This is a genomic window from Mycobacterium sp., from assembly GCF_039583805.1.
Classification (GTDB): Bacteria; Actinomycetota; Actinomycetes; order Mycobacteriales; family Mycobacteriaceae; genus Mycobacterium.
Genome location: NZ_JAVKSH010000002.1, coordinates 14,227 through 30,843, shown reverse-complemented (window position 1 = coordinate 30,843; position 16,617 = coordinate 14,227). Strand labels below are relative to the sequence as shown.

Here is a 16,617-nt window from a genome sequence, read left to right as displayed (position 1 = left end):
AGTGTGCGGTTTGCTACGCCAACGCCGGCGTGTCGCGTACGAAACCGCACACTCGACAGATTTTCCGGTGCTCACACCGGGGCGCAGCCCCTTGAACGCTCGCAGCGCCAGTATTGTGTGCCGGCTGATCGGCCGCCCAGCAGGCTCACTGGTGCGTTCACGCCCGTCGATAGCTCAGCGGGCCGCGGCTACCACAAACCGCGAAATAGCCTGAAAAGAAACCACTTCCGCCCAGACACCCTGTGCGCCCAGACATCCTGTGCGCCCAGACACCCTGTGCGCCCAGACATCACTTGTCCCCGGGGCTACGGCTTGATCCGGATCGGTCCGGGTGACCACCACCCGGTGCGGGTGGCGGTGCCCAACTCGAGCTGCGCGGGCTCGGCATTCACGATCGTGTCGAACATGCGCAGCGCCCCCCAGTCGCGGCCCCAGTCGCGGGACAGGTATGTGGCCATCACGTGCGCGCGCAACAGCACGTCGGTGATGCCCAAGAGACCCCCGTTGACGCCGTCCTCCCAAGTGTCGGTGTCCTGCTTTTTGGCCATGTAGTCCGGGGTGATGCGGAACTTCGGGATCTCGGTCACACCGTTGGCGTGCAGCATCGGATGCTGGCACGGGAAGGCCAGGCCGACAGCCCAGTCCATCAGCACCGGCTGCGACGAGCCGACGTACTCCTGCAGCGAACGCAGGTTCGGCACCCGCGGCGGAGTCACCGCGACCCAGTCCTGCGGGGTCAGCGAGAGGTCCTGCACCACCACCCGCACCACGGTCGCATCCGGCGGCACCTTGGCACGCGCGAAGCGCAGGTTGCGCCACACCTTGGGCTGCTCGCCGTACAGATCGTAGGGCACCAGCCGCCCGGCCGGAACGAGGTCGGCACGTGCGTATTCCAGCACCACGGCCTGCCCGTCGGTGTGCCCGTGCAGCACGCTGTTGCCGGCGATCTTGCCCGCCGCGGTCACCACTATCAGCGGGTGCCCGTCGTCGGGGCGGGACAGTTGGTACCACGCGGAGGTGAGCAGGCTCTGCTGCTGCGGGCCGGTGGTGTAGCTGCCGGCCACCGGAACCCGCGCCGGGTCAAGGCCGTACGGCAGCGGCACCGTCGAGCCGTTGATGCCGGGCCTGGTGAGTTTGGTCGGCGCGTCCCAGTCGTAGTCGGTGCCCGGCTGCGGCGGCGTCATCCGAACTGCCTCGGCGACAGTGTGTTCCGGTACACCGTTCGCCGTGAAGCCCACCGGGCCCACCCCGCCGAGGGGGCCCAGATCGCCGTAATCACCGGGCACTGCGGGCATGAAGCCCGCGTTGGTGTCCGGTTCGACGAGCACGTCGTCGGCCAGACCGCAGCCGCCGGTGAACGCCCGCAGGTTGGCCCAGCCGTTGGAGTAGGTGGGGTACTGACGCACGATCCCGGCCACCATCGACGCGACGAACACGCAGACCATGAAACCGGCGGCGATCGGCACCGGTGCCGCCGTCAACGCACGCGACAGCCGGCCGGCGCCGTGGTCGCGGGGGGCGAAGTGCAACCAGGTCGCATACAGTGCGGTCAGCGCGAACAACGCGAAAAATATTGTGCTGAAGGTTATTCCGCCGACCTTCGGCATTGCGCTGTTGAACGGCACGCCGTAGCTGGACACATACCACCAGCCGTTGGTGGTGGCGAAGCACAACGCGAGCAGGAAAAACACCGCCGCCACGAACGCCATCCGGTTTCGCGGCCAGCGCAGCACCGCCGGCGACACCAGCACCGTTGCCAGCGCGGCCATCGCCGCGCCCACCGCGGCGAACAGGCCGAAGTGGTGCACCCACTTGGTGGGCGCGAACATCATGAAGAACATGGTGCCGAATATGACACCCATCAGACGCCATGCCGGCCCCCGGGCCACGCCGGGAATCCGTTTGCGGCGCAACATGATAAACATCGCGGTGAACAGGCACAGCGCGGTGATGAAAAAGCCGAACCGGCGCGACAGCGACCCGTCGACGGTGGGCAGGAACAGGTAGTAGTAGCGCAGGTTCTCGGTGTACCACGCCTGGCTGGGCCCGATCGCCGCGCGAATCCTGGTGGCTTCCAACACCGCCCGCAGTGTCTGGTCGGCGAACACGACCGTTAGCACCACGGTGCCGGCCGCCAGCAGCGGGGCCACCAGCGGCCAGGTGCCGACCAGGCGGTGCCGGCGCACCAGGATCCGCAGGATCGGCCGGCCACCCGCTACCAGAGCGGCCACCGCGATCAGGCCGGTGGGCTGGATGCCGAGCGTGAACGCGGCGGTGACGACCGCCAGCGCCGCCGGCGTCATGCGCCCGAAGTACATCGACCGCTCGATCAGCACGTAGGTGACCAGCGAGCCTGCCGCGATGATCCCCTCGGGCCGCAGGCCGTTGTCGAACGGCATCCACGCGGCCAGCAGCACCGTCGCGGCCGCCCACACCGCGGGCTTGCTGGCCGCCACCGCGGGCCCCAGCCGGGGCAGCACCTCGCGGGACAGCAGCAGCCAGCACAGCAGCCCGGCGACCAGGTCGGGCAGCCGGATCCAGATGCTGGCGTCGCTGACGTGGGTCATCAGCGCCAGCAGGTTGTAGTACCAGCCGAACGGGTCCTCGGGGCTGCCGAACCAGCGGAAGTAGTTGGACATGTAGCCGGCGTGGTCGGCCACCCGGGCCATACCCAGGACGTAGCCGTCGTCCGACGAGTTCGCCCCGATCACATGCCAGAGCCCGAACACGACGATCACGGTGGCGTCGGCCGGCGTGAAGCCGTGCCAGCGGGCGGGGACGAGTCGGTGCATCCGGCGGCCGTCCATGCGGTCCAGCCGCCACAGCGCGACCAGCGCGACGACGGTGGCGGCGACCGCGAGCAGCATTGCGGACAGCTTGAGCGCGGTCGGCGTCGTGGAGAACCGGGTGTCGATGGTCGCCGAGAGGCGCAGCCCGGGCGGCGCCGGACCGGTCAGGTCGGTGAACACCCCGACCACCTGCGGCCGCAGGTTCGGGTCGGGGTAGCCGGAGCGCAGTGGATGCCCGGCCGGGTCGGTCAGCCCGACGAAGGCGGCGTAGGTGCCCGCGTGGGTGGAGGTGATCTCGATCCTGGAACATCCCGCGACATCCCCGGTCCCGTTGACCTGGGCGCGCGGCACGCTGATGATCACCACGTTGCGGTCGGTGACGTCGACCCGCCGGCTGGTGACGTCGACGAACAGCCCGTTGAGCGAGGCATCCTTGCCCTGCTTGGGGGTGGTGCCCACCACCAGGCCGCCGTTGCGCGGCATGGCACGGATCACGTCGCACGGCACTTCGACGGTCATCGCGACGGGGGTGAGCGAAATCAGCGGCGCCGTCACGCTGGCCAGCCGGCCCTGCTGCGGCCAGCTGAGCGTCGCGGTGGTCTGGACGACGGGCAGCAACGGTGTGGCGACCGACAGCACGAAGCCGACCAGTCCGGCGATCGTCGCCACCCAGCGCGCCACCCGGACGTCACCGGCAGCGGTTCGGGTGGCGGCGGGTTCGGCAGCTTGGGTGAGTGTCATGGCAGTGCCCGAATCGGTCCCTGTCGGCTCCAGCCGTACGCGGTGACGACGCCCTGTGCAATGTCGGCGTCGGGCGCCTGCTCGGCCGGCACCAGGCGGTGGTACTGCTCCACCGATCCCCAGTCCCGGTACCAGTCGTCGCGCAGATAGGTTGGGATCGTGGACGTCCACAGCAGCGCTTGGGTGAACAGGAACGGCCCGCCGTCCTCGCCCGACTGCCACAGGTTCGACGACGCCGCCGTCTGCTTGTGGTCGGGCAGGATGCGGTAGGCCGGGAGTTCGGCCACGCCGAGGTGTTCGGTGGACGGTCGCTGGCACGGGAAGTTCGCGGCGGTCGCGATGTCCATCAGCGCCGGGGTGTGCGAGCCGACCAGCTGCTGCAGGGTTTGCAGCACCGGCACCCGCGGCGGCGTGAACGCGAACCACTGCTCGGAGCTCAGGTTGGGGTCGTAGGCGACGACGCGGGCGGCGTTGGCCGCCGGCGGCGCCCAGGCCAGCGGGAACCGCAGGTTGCGCCACGCCGGCTGCGGCCCGAGGTCGATGGGGTAGACCTGCCCGATCGCCGCGGTGCCGCCGTCGGCCCGGGTGACGCCCCATTCGAGTTTGAGCTGTTGGCCGTAGTCGAAGTCGCCGTTTTCTTTATACGACCAGATAGCGCCGGCGGCCGAGATCACCACCAGCGGCCGGTCCGGTGTGCGGGGCGGCAGCTGGTACCACGCCGAGGTGGCGGTGGCGGCGAGGTTGTTCTCGCCGTAGCTGCCCATCACCGGGGTGCGGGCCGGGTCCAGGCCGAACGGCAGCGCGGCCCGTGAGCCGTTCACCCCGGCCGGCGCATCCTTGGGCAGCACGCCGCCGGCGGTGCCGGCCGAGTCGCTGATCGCGGCGTTGGGCTTGTTGGGGGAGGCGTCGGAGTTGACCAGGCCGGGCTTGGAGATCACCGGGTCCGACGACAGGTCCTCGCCGACCCCGTTGGGGGTGAAGCCGATCGGGTTCACCCCGCCGAGTGGGCCGTCCGGGCCGAAGGTTTGTCCCGGAACCGGGTGCAGCAGGCCGGCATTGGCGTCCGGCTCGGCCAGCACGTCGTCGGCCATCGCGCAACTGCTCGTCGACAGGCCCGACTCCAGTGCCGCGAGGTTCGCCTTGGCGGTGGTGTACAGCGGATAGCGGACGGCGGCGGCTTTGGCCATCGAGCCGACCTCGACGAGCACCATGATCGCGGCGACGACCAGCAGCGGGGTGGACGCCAGGATGCGGTTGCGCCGGTTGTCCTTGACCTCGGTGTGCCCGGCGTAGTCCAGCCGGAAGTGCTGCCAGGCGGCCAGCAGCCCGGTCGCGATCGAGGCGGCCAGGAACATCGAGGTCACCGGATGGCTGGCGATCACCGGCTGCAGGTCGTACCACGGCACCCCGTAGTTGCCGACGTAGAACCAGCCGTTGATGCCCGAGGTCGCCAGGGCCAGGACGAACAGCAACGCCGTGACATACAGCGAAAGGTTGCGGCGGCTGTGCAGGCCGACCCGGCCGACGGCGAAAGCGGTGACCGCGCCGAGCGCTCCGGCCAGCCCGGCGAACCCGCCGAACTGCACCGCCCACTTCGTCGGCGTGAACGTCAGCAGCAGCAACCCGACCGCGCAGCTGCCGATCAGCCGCCACGCCGCCCCGCTGGCCAGCCCCGGCACCCGGCCGCGGCGCAGCAACACCGCGATCATTCCGAACAGGCACAGCAACAACACCAGCACACCGAAGCGGCGGGTCATCGAGGCGTCGACGTTCTCCTCGACGGTGAGGAAGTAGTAGCGCAGGAAGTCTTGATACCAGGCGATCGTCGGCCCGACAACGTATTTGATCCGCGCCGACTCGGCGACCCCTGCCAGGGTCTGCGAACGGAACACCACGACCGTGATCAGCGACAGCGAGGCCGCCAGCACCGCCAGCGGCGCCCACAGGCCGTCGGCGGGCCGGCGCGCGGCGATCGTCCGGGCGATCGCCCGGGAGCCGGTCAGCAGCGGGGCGACCGCGATCAGCCCCTGCGGCGCGAGCGTCGCGGTCACGGTTGCGACCACGATTCCCGCCGCCGCCGGCGCCAGCCGTCGGGTGGCGATCGCGTTCTCCACCAGCACCCAGGTGACCACCACGCCGAGTGCGATCAGCGGCTCGGGCCGAAGACCGTTGTTGAACGGCAGCCAGGCGGCCAGAAACACCGCCCCCGCAGTCCACACCGCCACCCGGTTGGCGGCCAGGCCGCTTCGTCCGGGGCCCAGCCGGAGCAGCATGTAGCGGCTGATGACCAGCCAGCAGCCGATCCCGGCCAGCGTGGCCGGCAGTCGCATCCAGACGCCGGCGGTGCTCACCGCCGTCATGTGCGCGAGCAGGCCCAGGTACCAGTCGAACGGAGCCTCGGTGGCGCCGAAGTAACGGTAGTAGTTGGCCACATAGCCGGCCTTGGGCGCCACCCGCGCGATGGTCAGGTTGTAGCCGTCATCCGACGACGTGGCGCCGATGACGTGCCAGACCAGCAGCACCCCGATCACGCCGACGTCGACGAGCCTGGGGGCACTCGCCCGCAAGCGGGAGGTACCCCCACCGTCTCGCGGGGCAGTCGCGACCCCGGCCCGCCGGAAGTGCCGCCATGTGCGTGGTGCCCGCCGCCCGGAATACCGGTCCAAAACGGCCAGCGCGACGATCGCCGCCAGCACCGACAGCCCACCCAGGGCCATCGCCGTCTCTTTGGCTGCGGTGGGTGCCGTGATGAAGCGGGTGTCGACGTCGACGCGCGCCGACAGCCCCGGTTGAGCGGGCACTTTCAGGTCGGTGAAAATCCCGCCCACCTGCGGTTTCTTTTCCGGGGCGAGGGTGCCGGCGGCGCCTGGGATACCGAGGAAGTCCGCCCCCGCGCCGCCGGTGTCGGCCCAGACGTGCAGCGCGTTGCAGCCCCCGGCGGCGATCGCCGGACGCGGGGCAACCGCAGCCACCGAGTCCCGGAACGCGACGACGACCACGTCTTTGTCGGCACGGACGAACAACCCACTTTTTCCGGTTTGGAACCCGTCGACCGGCAGCGTCGACAGCACCAGCCCGCCGGCGGGGGGCAGGGTCGCGATCGCCGGGCAGGGGATGGAGATGTCCAGTGCCCGCGGCGCTCCGGACACCAACGGTGCGGTGATGCCGGTGACGTGTCCGTCGGTGCTGCCCTGCGGCCAGGTGATGGTCGCCGTGGTCTGTTTCACCGGGAGCAGCGGAACCAGGCCGCACAGCAACACCCCGGCGATACCCGCGACGGCGGCGACCAGGCGCGCGATGCGGTGAGCGGGCACGAGGTTCGATCGTAGGCGACGGTTTGGTCCTGAGGAAAAGACCCGACCGAGTTCGCGCTACCGGCGTGATTCTGGCGCCGCAAACGCAAACGCCCTCCGGCTGAGGGCGCACACACGACGGGCTACCGCCCGGACTTCACGCTGATTGTCCGATCGAAAACGCAGAATCGCTCTTCCTGTTTCTGTGGACGACAAGGAATTGTCCCGGAGCACTCGCGGCGGAAAAGAGCTCGTAATCAAATTCGAGCTCACCGAAATCACGGTGCTTGAGCCGTTTGACCCTGCCGTCGTAGACGCCAACATCGTGACTCTTCCACATCCGAAGGAAGTCGTTGCTCTTGTCGGATAATTCGCGAATAATATCAGCCACATCGGGCTGGTCGACGTCGACACCCATAATGCGGTGCAGAGTAGCGATAGTTGTTTTGGCGTATGATTCCCAGTTCACCCAGAAGGTTTTCGCCTCGGAATCCAGGAAAAGTAGACGCAGAACATTTCCGGTGATCTCGAATTGGTCGAAGAGCAATGAAGCTTGTGGGTTTTCGGCCAGCACGTCACACCGGCGGTTGACGATGTAGGCAGGGCCGAGTGTCCATGCGTGCATGAGCAGAAGCAGATATTCCGCGGGGCCCTGCTGTGAATCGGGTTTCCACTGCCATCGGTGTTGTGGGATCGCGAGATCGTGCAAGTAGGCCGCCTCGTCCGCCGACAGGGCGAGTGCAATCGCCAAGGCACCGAGAACCTGCACCGAGGGGTGCTTTTCGCGCCCCTGTTCCAGACGTGCGTAGTAGTCGGCGCTGATTCCGGCTCGCGCCGCCACCTCCTCGCGGCGCAACCCAGGGGTGCGTCGTCGCCGGGGAAACTCGCCGTCGCGCCCCCGAGAAGGCCTGATCGCCTCGCGACGCGCACGGAGAAACTCCCCCAACGTCGTCGTCACGCAGCGATGCTAGCGCGAATGCGCCGTCCTGGGTGCCGAATTCCTAGGTAAAGTTCGCCCTGCCGACGGCCGGTGGGTGCCCGCCACGCTGGATTTCGTGGCATCCATTGACTGCCGGCTTCCCGACGCCGCGTGCCGGCTGCAGATTCCGATTCCAACAGCCGCGCCCGATATTCCGGTCGTGTGGCACGTGCCCGGCCAGGAATCCGCGAACCGCCCACGATGCGGCGCGGGGTCATCGGGTAGAGCCGGCCGGAGTCGATCGGCTGGGCACCGCCGGGTCGGCGGCTGAAAAAGGTTGCGATGCTGGGAGTCCTCAAGCGGATATGGATACCGTTGCTCATTGTGGCGGTGGTGATGGTCGGCGGTTTTGTCGCCTACCGCCTACAAAAAATCTTTGGCTCACACAGCCTTTCGGCGGCCGGCGAGGTCGAAGCGATTGTGCCGATCAATGTCAAGCGGGTGACGTACCAGGTTGTCGGTCCCGCGGGCACGGTGGGACATGTCAGCTACTTGGACGAAAACGCCCAGCCACACGGGGCCGATTTCGCCACGTTGCCTTGGTCCTACACCGTGACCACGACTCTGCCCGGGGTTTTCGCCAACGTGGTGGCCCAGGGCGACAGCGATACGATCAGCTGCCGCATCGTCGTCGACGGCGAGGTCCGGGACGAACAGTCCGCGAGCGGTCTTAACGCGCAAGTTTTCTGCCTGGACAAGGCCGCATGAACGACGGTCACGGCCAGAAGCCGGTTGTGGCGCGGGCACTGCGGCAGCTGGCGGTGCCGATTGTTTTGGGCTGGCTGGCTCTTACCGTCTTCGTCAGTGTCTTCGTGCCGCGGCTGGATGTGGTTGAACGGGAAAACTCGGTAGGCCTGTTGCCCAAGGACGCTCCGTCGTTGATCGCGATGAAGCGTATGGGCAAGGTGTTTCACGAGTTCGACTCCGACAGCGTCGCGATGGTGGTGCTGGTGGGTGAGAAGCCGCTCGGCGCCGAGGCGCGCCGCTACTACGACCATCTGGTGCGCCAGCTCGAACAGGACACCACGCATGTCGAGAAAGTGCAGAACTACTGGGGCGAGCTGGTCACGGCGGCGGGCAACCAGAGCGCCGACAGCAAGGCTGCCTACGTGCAGGTCAACCTCGCCGGCGATCAAGGCGAGACGCGGGCGGACGAGTCGGTGCACGCGGTGGAAAACATCGTGGCGCGCTCGCATCCCCCGGCGGGGATCAAGGCGTATGTCACCGGTCAGGCGCCGCTGACCACAGACATCACCGAAGCCGGAGACCGGGGCCTGGCGAGGCGGACGGCAATCACGATCGGCGTCGCCACGGCCATGTTGCTCATTGTTTATCGCTCCATCGTGACGGTGTTGGCTGTGCTCGGCGTGGTCTTCGTCGAATTGGCCGTTGCGCGGGGAGTCGCCGCGTTCATTGGAAATTTTCACCTGCTCGGCTTTACCACTTTTGCGGTCAGCCTGCTCATGTCGCTCTCAATCGCGGCGGGAACGGACTATGCGATATTTTTTCTCGGCCGCTATCATGAAGCCCGCGAGACCGGCCAGGACCGCGAGACGGCGTTTTACACCACATATCGCGGGGTTGCCCACGTTGTCCTGGGCTCGGGCCTCACCGTCGCCGGCGCGATGCTGTGTCTTCGGTTGACGCGCCTGCCCTACCTGAATACCTTGGCGATCCCGTGTGCGGTGGCGCTGGTCGTCGTGATCGCGGCCTCGCTGACGTTGGTTCCGGCCGTCATTGCCATCGGCGGCCGGTTCGGCCTGCTCGACGCCAAACGAAAGATGAATGTCTACAGGTGGCGCAGACTCGCGGCCGCGATCGTACGATGGCCCGCACCGATCCTTGCCGGCGCTCTGGTCGTGTCTCTCGTCGGTGGGCTGACCCTACCCGGGTATCGCACCAGCTACGACGACCGCTACTACATACCGGCCGGCCTGGTATCCAATGTCGGAGACAGGGCCGCCACACAGCATTTCACCCACGCCAGATTGAATCCTGACCTGCTGCTGGTCGAGGCGGATCACGACCTGCGCAATCCGACGGACATGCTCGACTTGGACAGGATCGCCCAATACATGTTCCGGGTTCCCGGCATCGCCAGGGTGCAGAGCATCACCAGGCCGTTGGGATACAACATCGAGCACGGCACGATACCATTTCAGATCGGCATGCAGCCGGTCCCTATCAGGGAAAACCTGCACTATCTAAGGGACCGGTTGGACGATATTCTCAAGCTGAGTCGCGATGACCTCGGCATCCAGATTGCGACGTTAGAGCGCATGTACAACGTGCAAGAAGAACTATCCGATTCCATTAGCGATAGCGCTCGGGTCACAACTGATACTGCCGCTATTACGGATGAAATACGGGACCACATCGCAGATTTTGATGATTTCTGGCGGCCATTCCGCAGCTACTTCTACTGGGATAAGCACTGCTTCGACATCCCCATATGTTGGTCGCTGCGGTCTATCTTCGACACTTTGGACGGCTTCGACAAACTCGCCGAGAATTTCCACAATCTAGCCGTAGATCTCCAAAGAAGCGCTGACGCGTCGGAGAAGATACTCACGTTGATACCGCCGATGATCGCCGTCGCAAAGTCTATGCAGACCACGTTTTTGACCCTCTACAGCAGTTTTTCGGACCTGCTGACTCAAATGGATCGCATGACCGATACGACGACCTACATGGGCAAATACTTCGACGACGCGAGAATAGACGGTCTTTTCTACATGCCTCCGGAGGTGTTCGGCAGCCCGGACTTCCAGGCCGGCCTCAGACTGCTGGTCTCCCCCGACGGCAAGGCCACCCGCATGATCGTCACCCACGACGTGGATCCGGCGACCCCGGAGGGCATCTCGCACGTCGACTCGGAGATCAAGGCGGCGCGCGAAGCCGTGAAGGGAACCCCATTGGCCGGCGCCAAGCTGTACCTCGGCGGCACCGCGGCGTCGTTCAAAGATATCCAAGAATCAACCAAATACGACGTCCTGACCGAGGCCATGGCCGCGCTGATCCTGATCTTCATCGTCATGCTGGTCATCACCCGCGCGCTCGTCGCCTCGCTGGTGATCGTCGGCACGGTGGTGCTGTCGCTGGGGACAGGCTTCGGGCTGTCGGTGTTGATCTGGCAGCACCTCGTCGGCTTGGAATTGCACTGGATCGTGCTGCCATTCTCGGTCACCATCCTGCTGGCGGTGGGATCGGACTACAACCTGTTACTGGTCTCGCGGTTCAAGGAGGAGATCGGCGCGGGCCTCAAGACGGGCATCATCCGCTCCATGGGCGGCACCGGCGCAGTCGTGACCGCCGCGGGCCTGGTGTTTGCCTTCACGATGGGCTCGTTGGCGGTCAACGAGCTGAGCACCCTCAAGGAGGGCGGGACGACCATCGGCTTGGGCCTGCTCATCGACACCTTGATCGTGCGCTCGCTGATGACGCCGTCCATCGCCACCCTGCTGGGACGCTGGTTCTGGTGGCCGCTGAGAGTGCGACCCCGCCCGGCCAGCGAACTGCTCCGATCTATCGGACCCCGCCCGCTGGTTCGCGCGCTTCTGATGAGGGAGTAGCGACGCCGGTGCGGCTAATGCCGTAGCGGAGCCGGGCTCCACAGTCCGCTGCGGGTGACCGACCCGAGGACAAGCCGGGCCGGCGTCGCATCCGGGTAGTACGGCGTCAGTTGCTGCAGGGCGCCCCAGTCGCGGAACCAGTCGTCCTTGAGGTAGGTCGGCACGGTCGTTGCGCGGTCCAGCAGCTCGGTGATGCCCAGCGGGCCGCCGCCGTTGTTGTCCATCACCGGCGAGTTAGCCTCGGCACCGAATCGGTCCGGCAGGATCCGCCACTTCGGCGCCTCGATGACGCCGTTTTGGTGGCTGAACGGACGTTGGCACGGGAAGGCCAGCCCGACCAGCCAGTCCAGCAGCACCGGGTCGGTTGAGCCGACCACCTGCTGCAGCGTGCGCAGCCGTGGAATCCGGGGCGGGGTCACCGCGATCCAGTGCTGCGGGGCGAGGTCGTCGTCGGTGGCGATCACCCGCACCCGGGTGGCGCCGCGCGGGATCGCGTCCAGCGGCGCCCGCAGGTTCCGCCATGCCGGTGCCGCGCCGACATCCACGAATCCCATTGGGCCAGATGGCTTTCCATCGTCACCGGCCCACTGGAACTGCACCTCGCCGGGATTGAATCGGCCCGCTGCCGATACCACCAACAGCGGCCCGGCCTCGTCCCGCGGCGGCAGCCGATACCACGCCGAGCGCAGCCGGGCGGGTACCTGCACCCCGGGGCGCCAACTGCCCAGCACCGGGGTGCGCGCCGGGTCGAGGTCGTAGGGCAGACGTGCGCGCGAGCCGTTGATCCCCGGCGCAGTGGTGGTGCCGCCTTCGGTGCCCGCTTCGCTGCCGGTGACCATCCCGTCGTCGTTGAGGAAGCTACGGTCGCCGGGACGTTCCATCACCGGGTCGGCGGAGACGCTCGCCGGAATGCCGTTGGGGCCGAACCCTTCCGAGAAGGCACCGCCCAGCGCCTCCGCTACCGGCACCCCGATCGGTGTGAGCATGCCGGCATTGGGATCCTGTTCGACCAGCACGTCGTCGGCCAGCCCGCAGGTCCTGCCGGTCCCCAAAACTGGAAAAGCTTGCAGGTTAGAGCGCCCCACCGACCATGCCGGATACTGCTCGGTCATGCCCAGCGTCAACGACAGCACTTCGAAGAAGACCAGAGCCCAGGCCGCAATACCCAACGGGGACTGCACGATTCGCTGCAAGCGCGAAGGCGGCCGCGGCCGCGAGGTGTCGTTGGCGAAGTGGAACCACGCCGCCGCCAGCAGCGCCAGCACCGTCAGCCCGAGCAGCATGGTGGTGAACCCGAAGTGCCACTCCGGGAACGCGTTCGACCAGGGCACCCCGAAATTCGAGACGTACCACCAGCCGTTGACGCTGGCGAACGACAGCGCCACCACGAACAGCACCAGCGCGGTGAACATGGTGCGGTTGCGGTGCGAACGCATGGCCGCCGCCGTCACCGCGACGGCGGCCAGCGCGCCCAGCGATCCGGCCAGCCCGGCGAACACCCCGAAGTGATGTGTCCACTTGGTCGGGGTGAACATCATCGCCAGGAACGAGATGATCGTGATGCCGATGATGCGCCGGCTCGGGCCGGCGGCGGTGCCCGGAATCCGGCCCTTGCGCAGCGACATTGCCACCGCCACCGCCAACGCGACCAGCAGCGCCAGCACCGCGAAGCGGCGGGCCACCGAGCCGTCCGGGCTGGCCATGAACAGCCGCTCGTAGCGCAGGTGCTCGTCGAACCAGCTCAGGCTGGGCCCGACAACACGTTTGAGCCTGGTGGCCTGCATCTCGCCGGCCAACGTCTGGTCGCGGAAGATCAGGATCGCGGTGACGGTGACCGCAGCCAGGATGGGTGCCAGCAGCGGCAGCACCCCGAACTGTTCGGAGCGGCGCGCCACGATGGTCCGCAGCGGACCGATCGCCACCAGCACCGCACCGATCGACGCAATCCCGGTCGGCCCGGAGAACAGTGTCAGCGCCCCGATGATGCAGGCGGCCGCGACCGGCAGCAGCCGGCTGGTGGCCACCGCGCGTTCCACCGAACACCAGGTGAGCAGGATGCCCAGCGCGATGATCGGCTCCGGCCGCAGCCCGTTGTTCAGCGGCAGCCAGAACGCCAGGAACATGCCGGCCGCCGTCCATGCTGCCGCGCGGCTTTGCTTGACGGCGTGGCCGAGCCGGGGTATCACCTCCCGGCTGATCAACCACCAGCACGTCAGCGCCATCAGCAGGGTGGGCAGCCGCATCCAGATGCTCGCGGTGCTGACGTGCGCCCACAGCGCCAGCAGGTCGTAGTACCAGCCGAACGGGGCCTCGGGGGTGCCGAACCAGCGGTAGTAGTTGGCCATGTAGCCGGCGCGCTCGGACACCCGGGCCATGGTCAGGATGTAGCCGTCATCGGAGGTGTTGGCGCCGACGAAATGCCACCACACCAGCACCGCGGTGACCAGAGCGTCCAGACCGGAGATCGACCACCAGCGCGGGGGCAGGAAGCGGCGGTGCCTGGCAGTCCCGGCAGTTTGCAGGGCGGTGTCCAGGACGTGCAGGGCGATCAGCGCGACGAGCGTCAGCGCGACCCCGAGGATCATGGCGGTCAGCTTCAGCGCCGACGGGGCGCTGCTGTAGCGGGTGTCGACGGTCGCGGAGAATTCCAGACCGGCCGGGGCGGGACCGTCGAGGTCGGTGAACACCCCCACGATCTGCGGCCGGAAGTCGTAGCCACTCCGCTCGCCGCGCAGCGCCTCCCCGGGGTGATCGGCGTTGAGCCCCTTTTTGAGTCCGACGAATTCGCCGGTGACCTTGTCGGCGTGCGCGGTGAAGACCAGGCGCTGGCAGTCCGGCGATAGCACCTGGCGCAGCGGGGCCACCACCACCGGGGTGTTGCGCACGATGACCAGCAGGTCGTCGTTGGCGCGTTCGATGAGCAGGCCGCGGTCGACGGCCTTCGGCGCCTGCTTGGGCACCGTGGACAGCAGCACCGATGTCGACTTCGTGAGGCCCGCCGCCGTCTGGCAGGGCACGGTGATGCTGAGATCGGTGGCCACGTAGCCGATCAGCGGCGCCTCGACACTGCCGAGGACGCCGTTCTGCGGCCAGTTCAGCTGCGCGGTGGTTTGCTTGACCGGCAGTACCGGGGTGGCGATCGCCAGCAGCGCGCCCAGCAGACCGGCGACGACGGCGACGACCCGGGCGGTCCGATGGTTTGCTCGGCCGTCGTTCACGGAGCTAGATGCTAGTTGCCCGGCCCGGGCGGTTTTGGTCGCCATCAGTCGCCCGGTGTGCGGATGGCCAGCACGAACGGGCCGGTCGTCGTGACGGTGAAGCGCGGATCGGCGAACAACGCGGCCTTGAGGTCGACGGTGTAGCGCCGGACGTTGGGCTGGTTGGGATAGACGTCCTCGGCCAGCCGCAGCGTGTAGACGCCGGCCGACCCGGGACCACCGCCGCGGCGCATCAGGAACACCGTCGGCGGCTGCCACGGCAGGGCGTCCAGGGCGCGCACGAACTGGTCGGCGGTGGTGAGCGTGGACCAACTCTTGATGGCGGCGGCCCGCTTGTCGAACTGCGCCAACGGGTTGGCGTAGTGCGCGGTCAGACCCTGGAATCCCCAGTACGGGTAGTAGGACAGGAAGCTGTAGTCGGCGGTCAGCACAACGGTGCGGTCACGCGGCGTGCCGGTCACCGCGGCGATGGTGGCGTCGATGGCCGGGTAGTATTTCTCCGCGCCGGGTGGGCGGCGGTCGCCGCGGTGGCCGAACCCGTCGGTGTCGGTGTAGGCGATCGCGAGGTCCGGCCGCAGCACCTCGGGGATGTCCTGGCTGAAGCCGATGGCCCCGGCCAGCCCGACCGCGCCGGCCACCGGCACCACGCGTCGTCTCCAGGCGGGCTGCTGTGCGCGCGCGGCCAGTGCGACGGTGGCCTCGACGAAGCCGAACACGCCGGCAGCGGCTAGCAGCACGGTCAGCGTCGGCTGCAGCCGAAACGACAGCAGCGTGCTGCGGGCCAGCGTCGTGAGCATCGACAGCAGCGACCACAGGTACATCGCCACCACCCCGATCGCCAGCGCGCCCGCCCGCACCGAGGTGCGGGCGCGTACCACCAGCCACAGCGTGCCGAGCATGCACAGCGCACCCAGCAGGGTGAACTGCAGCATCGGGAAGGTCAGCACCGCGCCGTCGGCCGGCAGGTAGTGTGCCGCGCTGCCGGTGTTGCTTACCGGGTCGTGCGCGGCGCGCAGCAGGAACGGCAGCCAGGTGGTCGTACCGATCGACCCCGCGATCACCCCGATGACGGCCAGCCGCAGCATCGGGTCGAGTGCCGCGTTGACGCCGTGCCGCCGGCGTGACGCGGCCACCAGCACGGCCATCAGCGCGATGGTGAAGGCGGTGAAGCCGAACAGCAGCGTGTAGAAGGTGGCGGCGAAGCCCAGGAAAATCCCGGCGCCGGCCACCGCAGCCCAGCCGCCGGCCCTGGCCCCGCCGAGCGTGAAACTAGCTTCACGTTCGCCGCCTGGCGCGAAGCTAGCTTCACGCTCGGCGGGGCGGCGGGAGCCGGCCCGCAGCCCCGACCAGGTCAGGACAAGCACCGGCGGCAGCAGCACGGTGATCATCGCGGCGTAGGGCTCCGGGGAACCATAGGCCAGCGTGACCGCGGCCGTCGCGATGGTGACGATCAGCGCGTACTCGAAGCGGACCATCCGCCACCACAGCACCAGCGCGACCGCGACCGCGACCGTGATCGAGGTGATCGCCCACGGCTTGTACATCTCCCAGGCCGGTGTGCCGGTCAGCGCGGCGGCGCGCCCGCCGAGCCAGAACCAGCCGGGCGGATAGAACGGCGGCAGCCCGATGTAGGTCATGTCGTGCAGCGTGGGGCTGTCGGTGAGCCGGGTCAGGTATTCGGTGCGGAACTGCTGGTCGACGGAGATGCCGAACAGGTAGAGCTTGGTGGCGCCCAGCGGCATGCCCAGTGTCACCACGGTGAAAGCGGACATGAACAGCACGGCGCCGAGCCGGGCCAGGGGTCGCCGGAACCGCGCCCCGCCGCTTCTGGACAACCAGCCGCAACCGATCAGCCCCGCGATGCACCCGACCTGGCCGACTGTGGTCAGCGCGTGCAGCTGGTTCGACGACGGGTAAGCCGGCCACTGCACCCGAGAAATGGCCCGCAGCGAGACGGTCGCCACCACGACGGCAACGGCCGCGGCGAGCACCATCTGGCGGATGCTGTCCAGCGCGTTGCGCATG

7 protein-coding genes are annotated in these 16,617 nt (G+C 67.8%); 2 read left to right on the top strand and 5 right to left on the bottom strand.

The features are described from left to right. Positions 1–305: 305 nt before the first annotated feature. The 3 genes from ABDW21_RS00400 to ABDW21_RS00390 form a co-directional block, all read right to left on the bottom strand. Positions 306–3,530, bottom strand: coding sequence for an arabinosyltransferase domain-containing protein (locus ABDW21_RS00400; RefSeq protein WP_343709909.1), 3,225 nt, complete (start codon positions 3,528–3,530; stop codon positions 306–308). Continuing rightward, positions 3,527–6,844, bottom strand: a complete 3,318-nt coding sequence (locus ABDW21_RS00395) for an arabinosyltransferase domain-containing protein (RefSeq protein WP_343600879.1) — start codon at positions 6,842–6,844, stop codon at positions 3,527–3,529. The genes ABDW21_RS00400 and ABDW21_RS00395 overlap by 4 nt, the downstream gene beginning before the upstream one ends. Before the next feature lie 136 nt (positions 6,845–6,980). Beyond that, positions 6,981–7,781, bottom strand: a complete 801-nt coding sequence (locus ABDW21_RS00390; RefSeq protein WP_343600880.1) for a helix-turn-helix transcriptional regulator — start codon at positions 7,779–7,781, stop codon at positions 6,981–6,983. Positions 7,782–8,084: 303 nt separating this feature from the next. On the opposite strand from ABDW21_RS00390, the gene ABDW21_RS00385 reads away from it, so the two are divergent. Then, positions 8,085–8,510 (top strand): MmpS family transport accessory protein, encoded by a 426-nt coding sequence (locus ABDW21_RS00385; protein WP_343600881.1) that lies wholly within the window; start codon positions 8,085–8,087, stop codon positions 8,508–8,510. After that, on the top strand, positions 8,507–11,374 hold the full coding sequence (locus ABDW21_RS00380) for an MMPL family transporter (protein WP_343600882.1): 2,868 nt from the start codon (positions 8,507–8,509) through the stop codon (positions 11,372–11,374). Before ABDW21_RS00385 ends, ABDW21_RS00380 begins: the two co-directional genes overlap by 4 nt. A 14-nt stretch (positions 11,375–11,388) precedes the next feature. On the opposite strand, the gene ABDW21_RS00375 is transcribed toward ABDW21_RS00380, so the two are convergent. Together ABDW21_RS00375 and ABDW21_RS00370 are read right to left on the bottom strand one after the other, a co-directional pair. After that, positions 11,389–14,637, bottom strand: coding sequence for an arabinosyltransferase domain-containing protein (locus tag ABDW21_RS00375; protein ID WP_343600883.1), 3,249 nt, complete (start codon positions 14,635–14,637; stop codon positions 11,389–11,391). Next, the gene (locus ABDW21_RS00370; RefSeq protein WP_343709908.1) at positions 14,637–16,616 is read right to left on the bottom strand and encodes a galactan 5-O-arabinofuranosyltransferase; all 1,980 of its coding nucleotides are present in this window, start codon (positions 16,614–16,616) and stop codon (positions 14,637–14,639) included. Before ABDW21_RS00370 ends, ABDW21_RS00375 begins: the two co-directional genes overlap by 1 nt. Position 16,617: the final 1 nt, after the last annotated feature.

Bases quoted from the DNA above. Each gene is read 5' to 3' on its own strand.
- ABDW21_RS00400 (WP_343709909.1), bottom strand. From the start codon at position 3,530: ATGACACTCACCCAAGCTGCCGAACCCGCCGCCACCCGAACCGCTGCC.
- ABDW21_RS00385 (WP_343600881.1), top strand. From the start codon at position 8,085: ATGCTGGGAGTCCTCAAGCGGATATGGATACCGTTGCTCATTGTGGCG.
- ABDW21_RS00380 (WP_343600882.1), top strand. From the start codon at position 8,507: ATGAACGACGGTCACGGCCAGAAGCCGGTTGTGGCGCGGGCACTGCGG.
- ABDW21_RS00375 (WP_343600883.1), bottom strand. From the start codon at position 14,637: ATGGCGACCAAAACCGCCCGGGCCGGGCAACTAGCATCTAGCTCCGTG.
- ABDW21_RS00370 (WP_343709908.1), bottom strand. From the start codon at position 16,616: ATGCGCAACGCGCTGGACAGCATCCGCCAGATGGTGCTCGCCGCGGCC.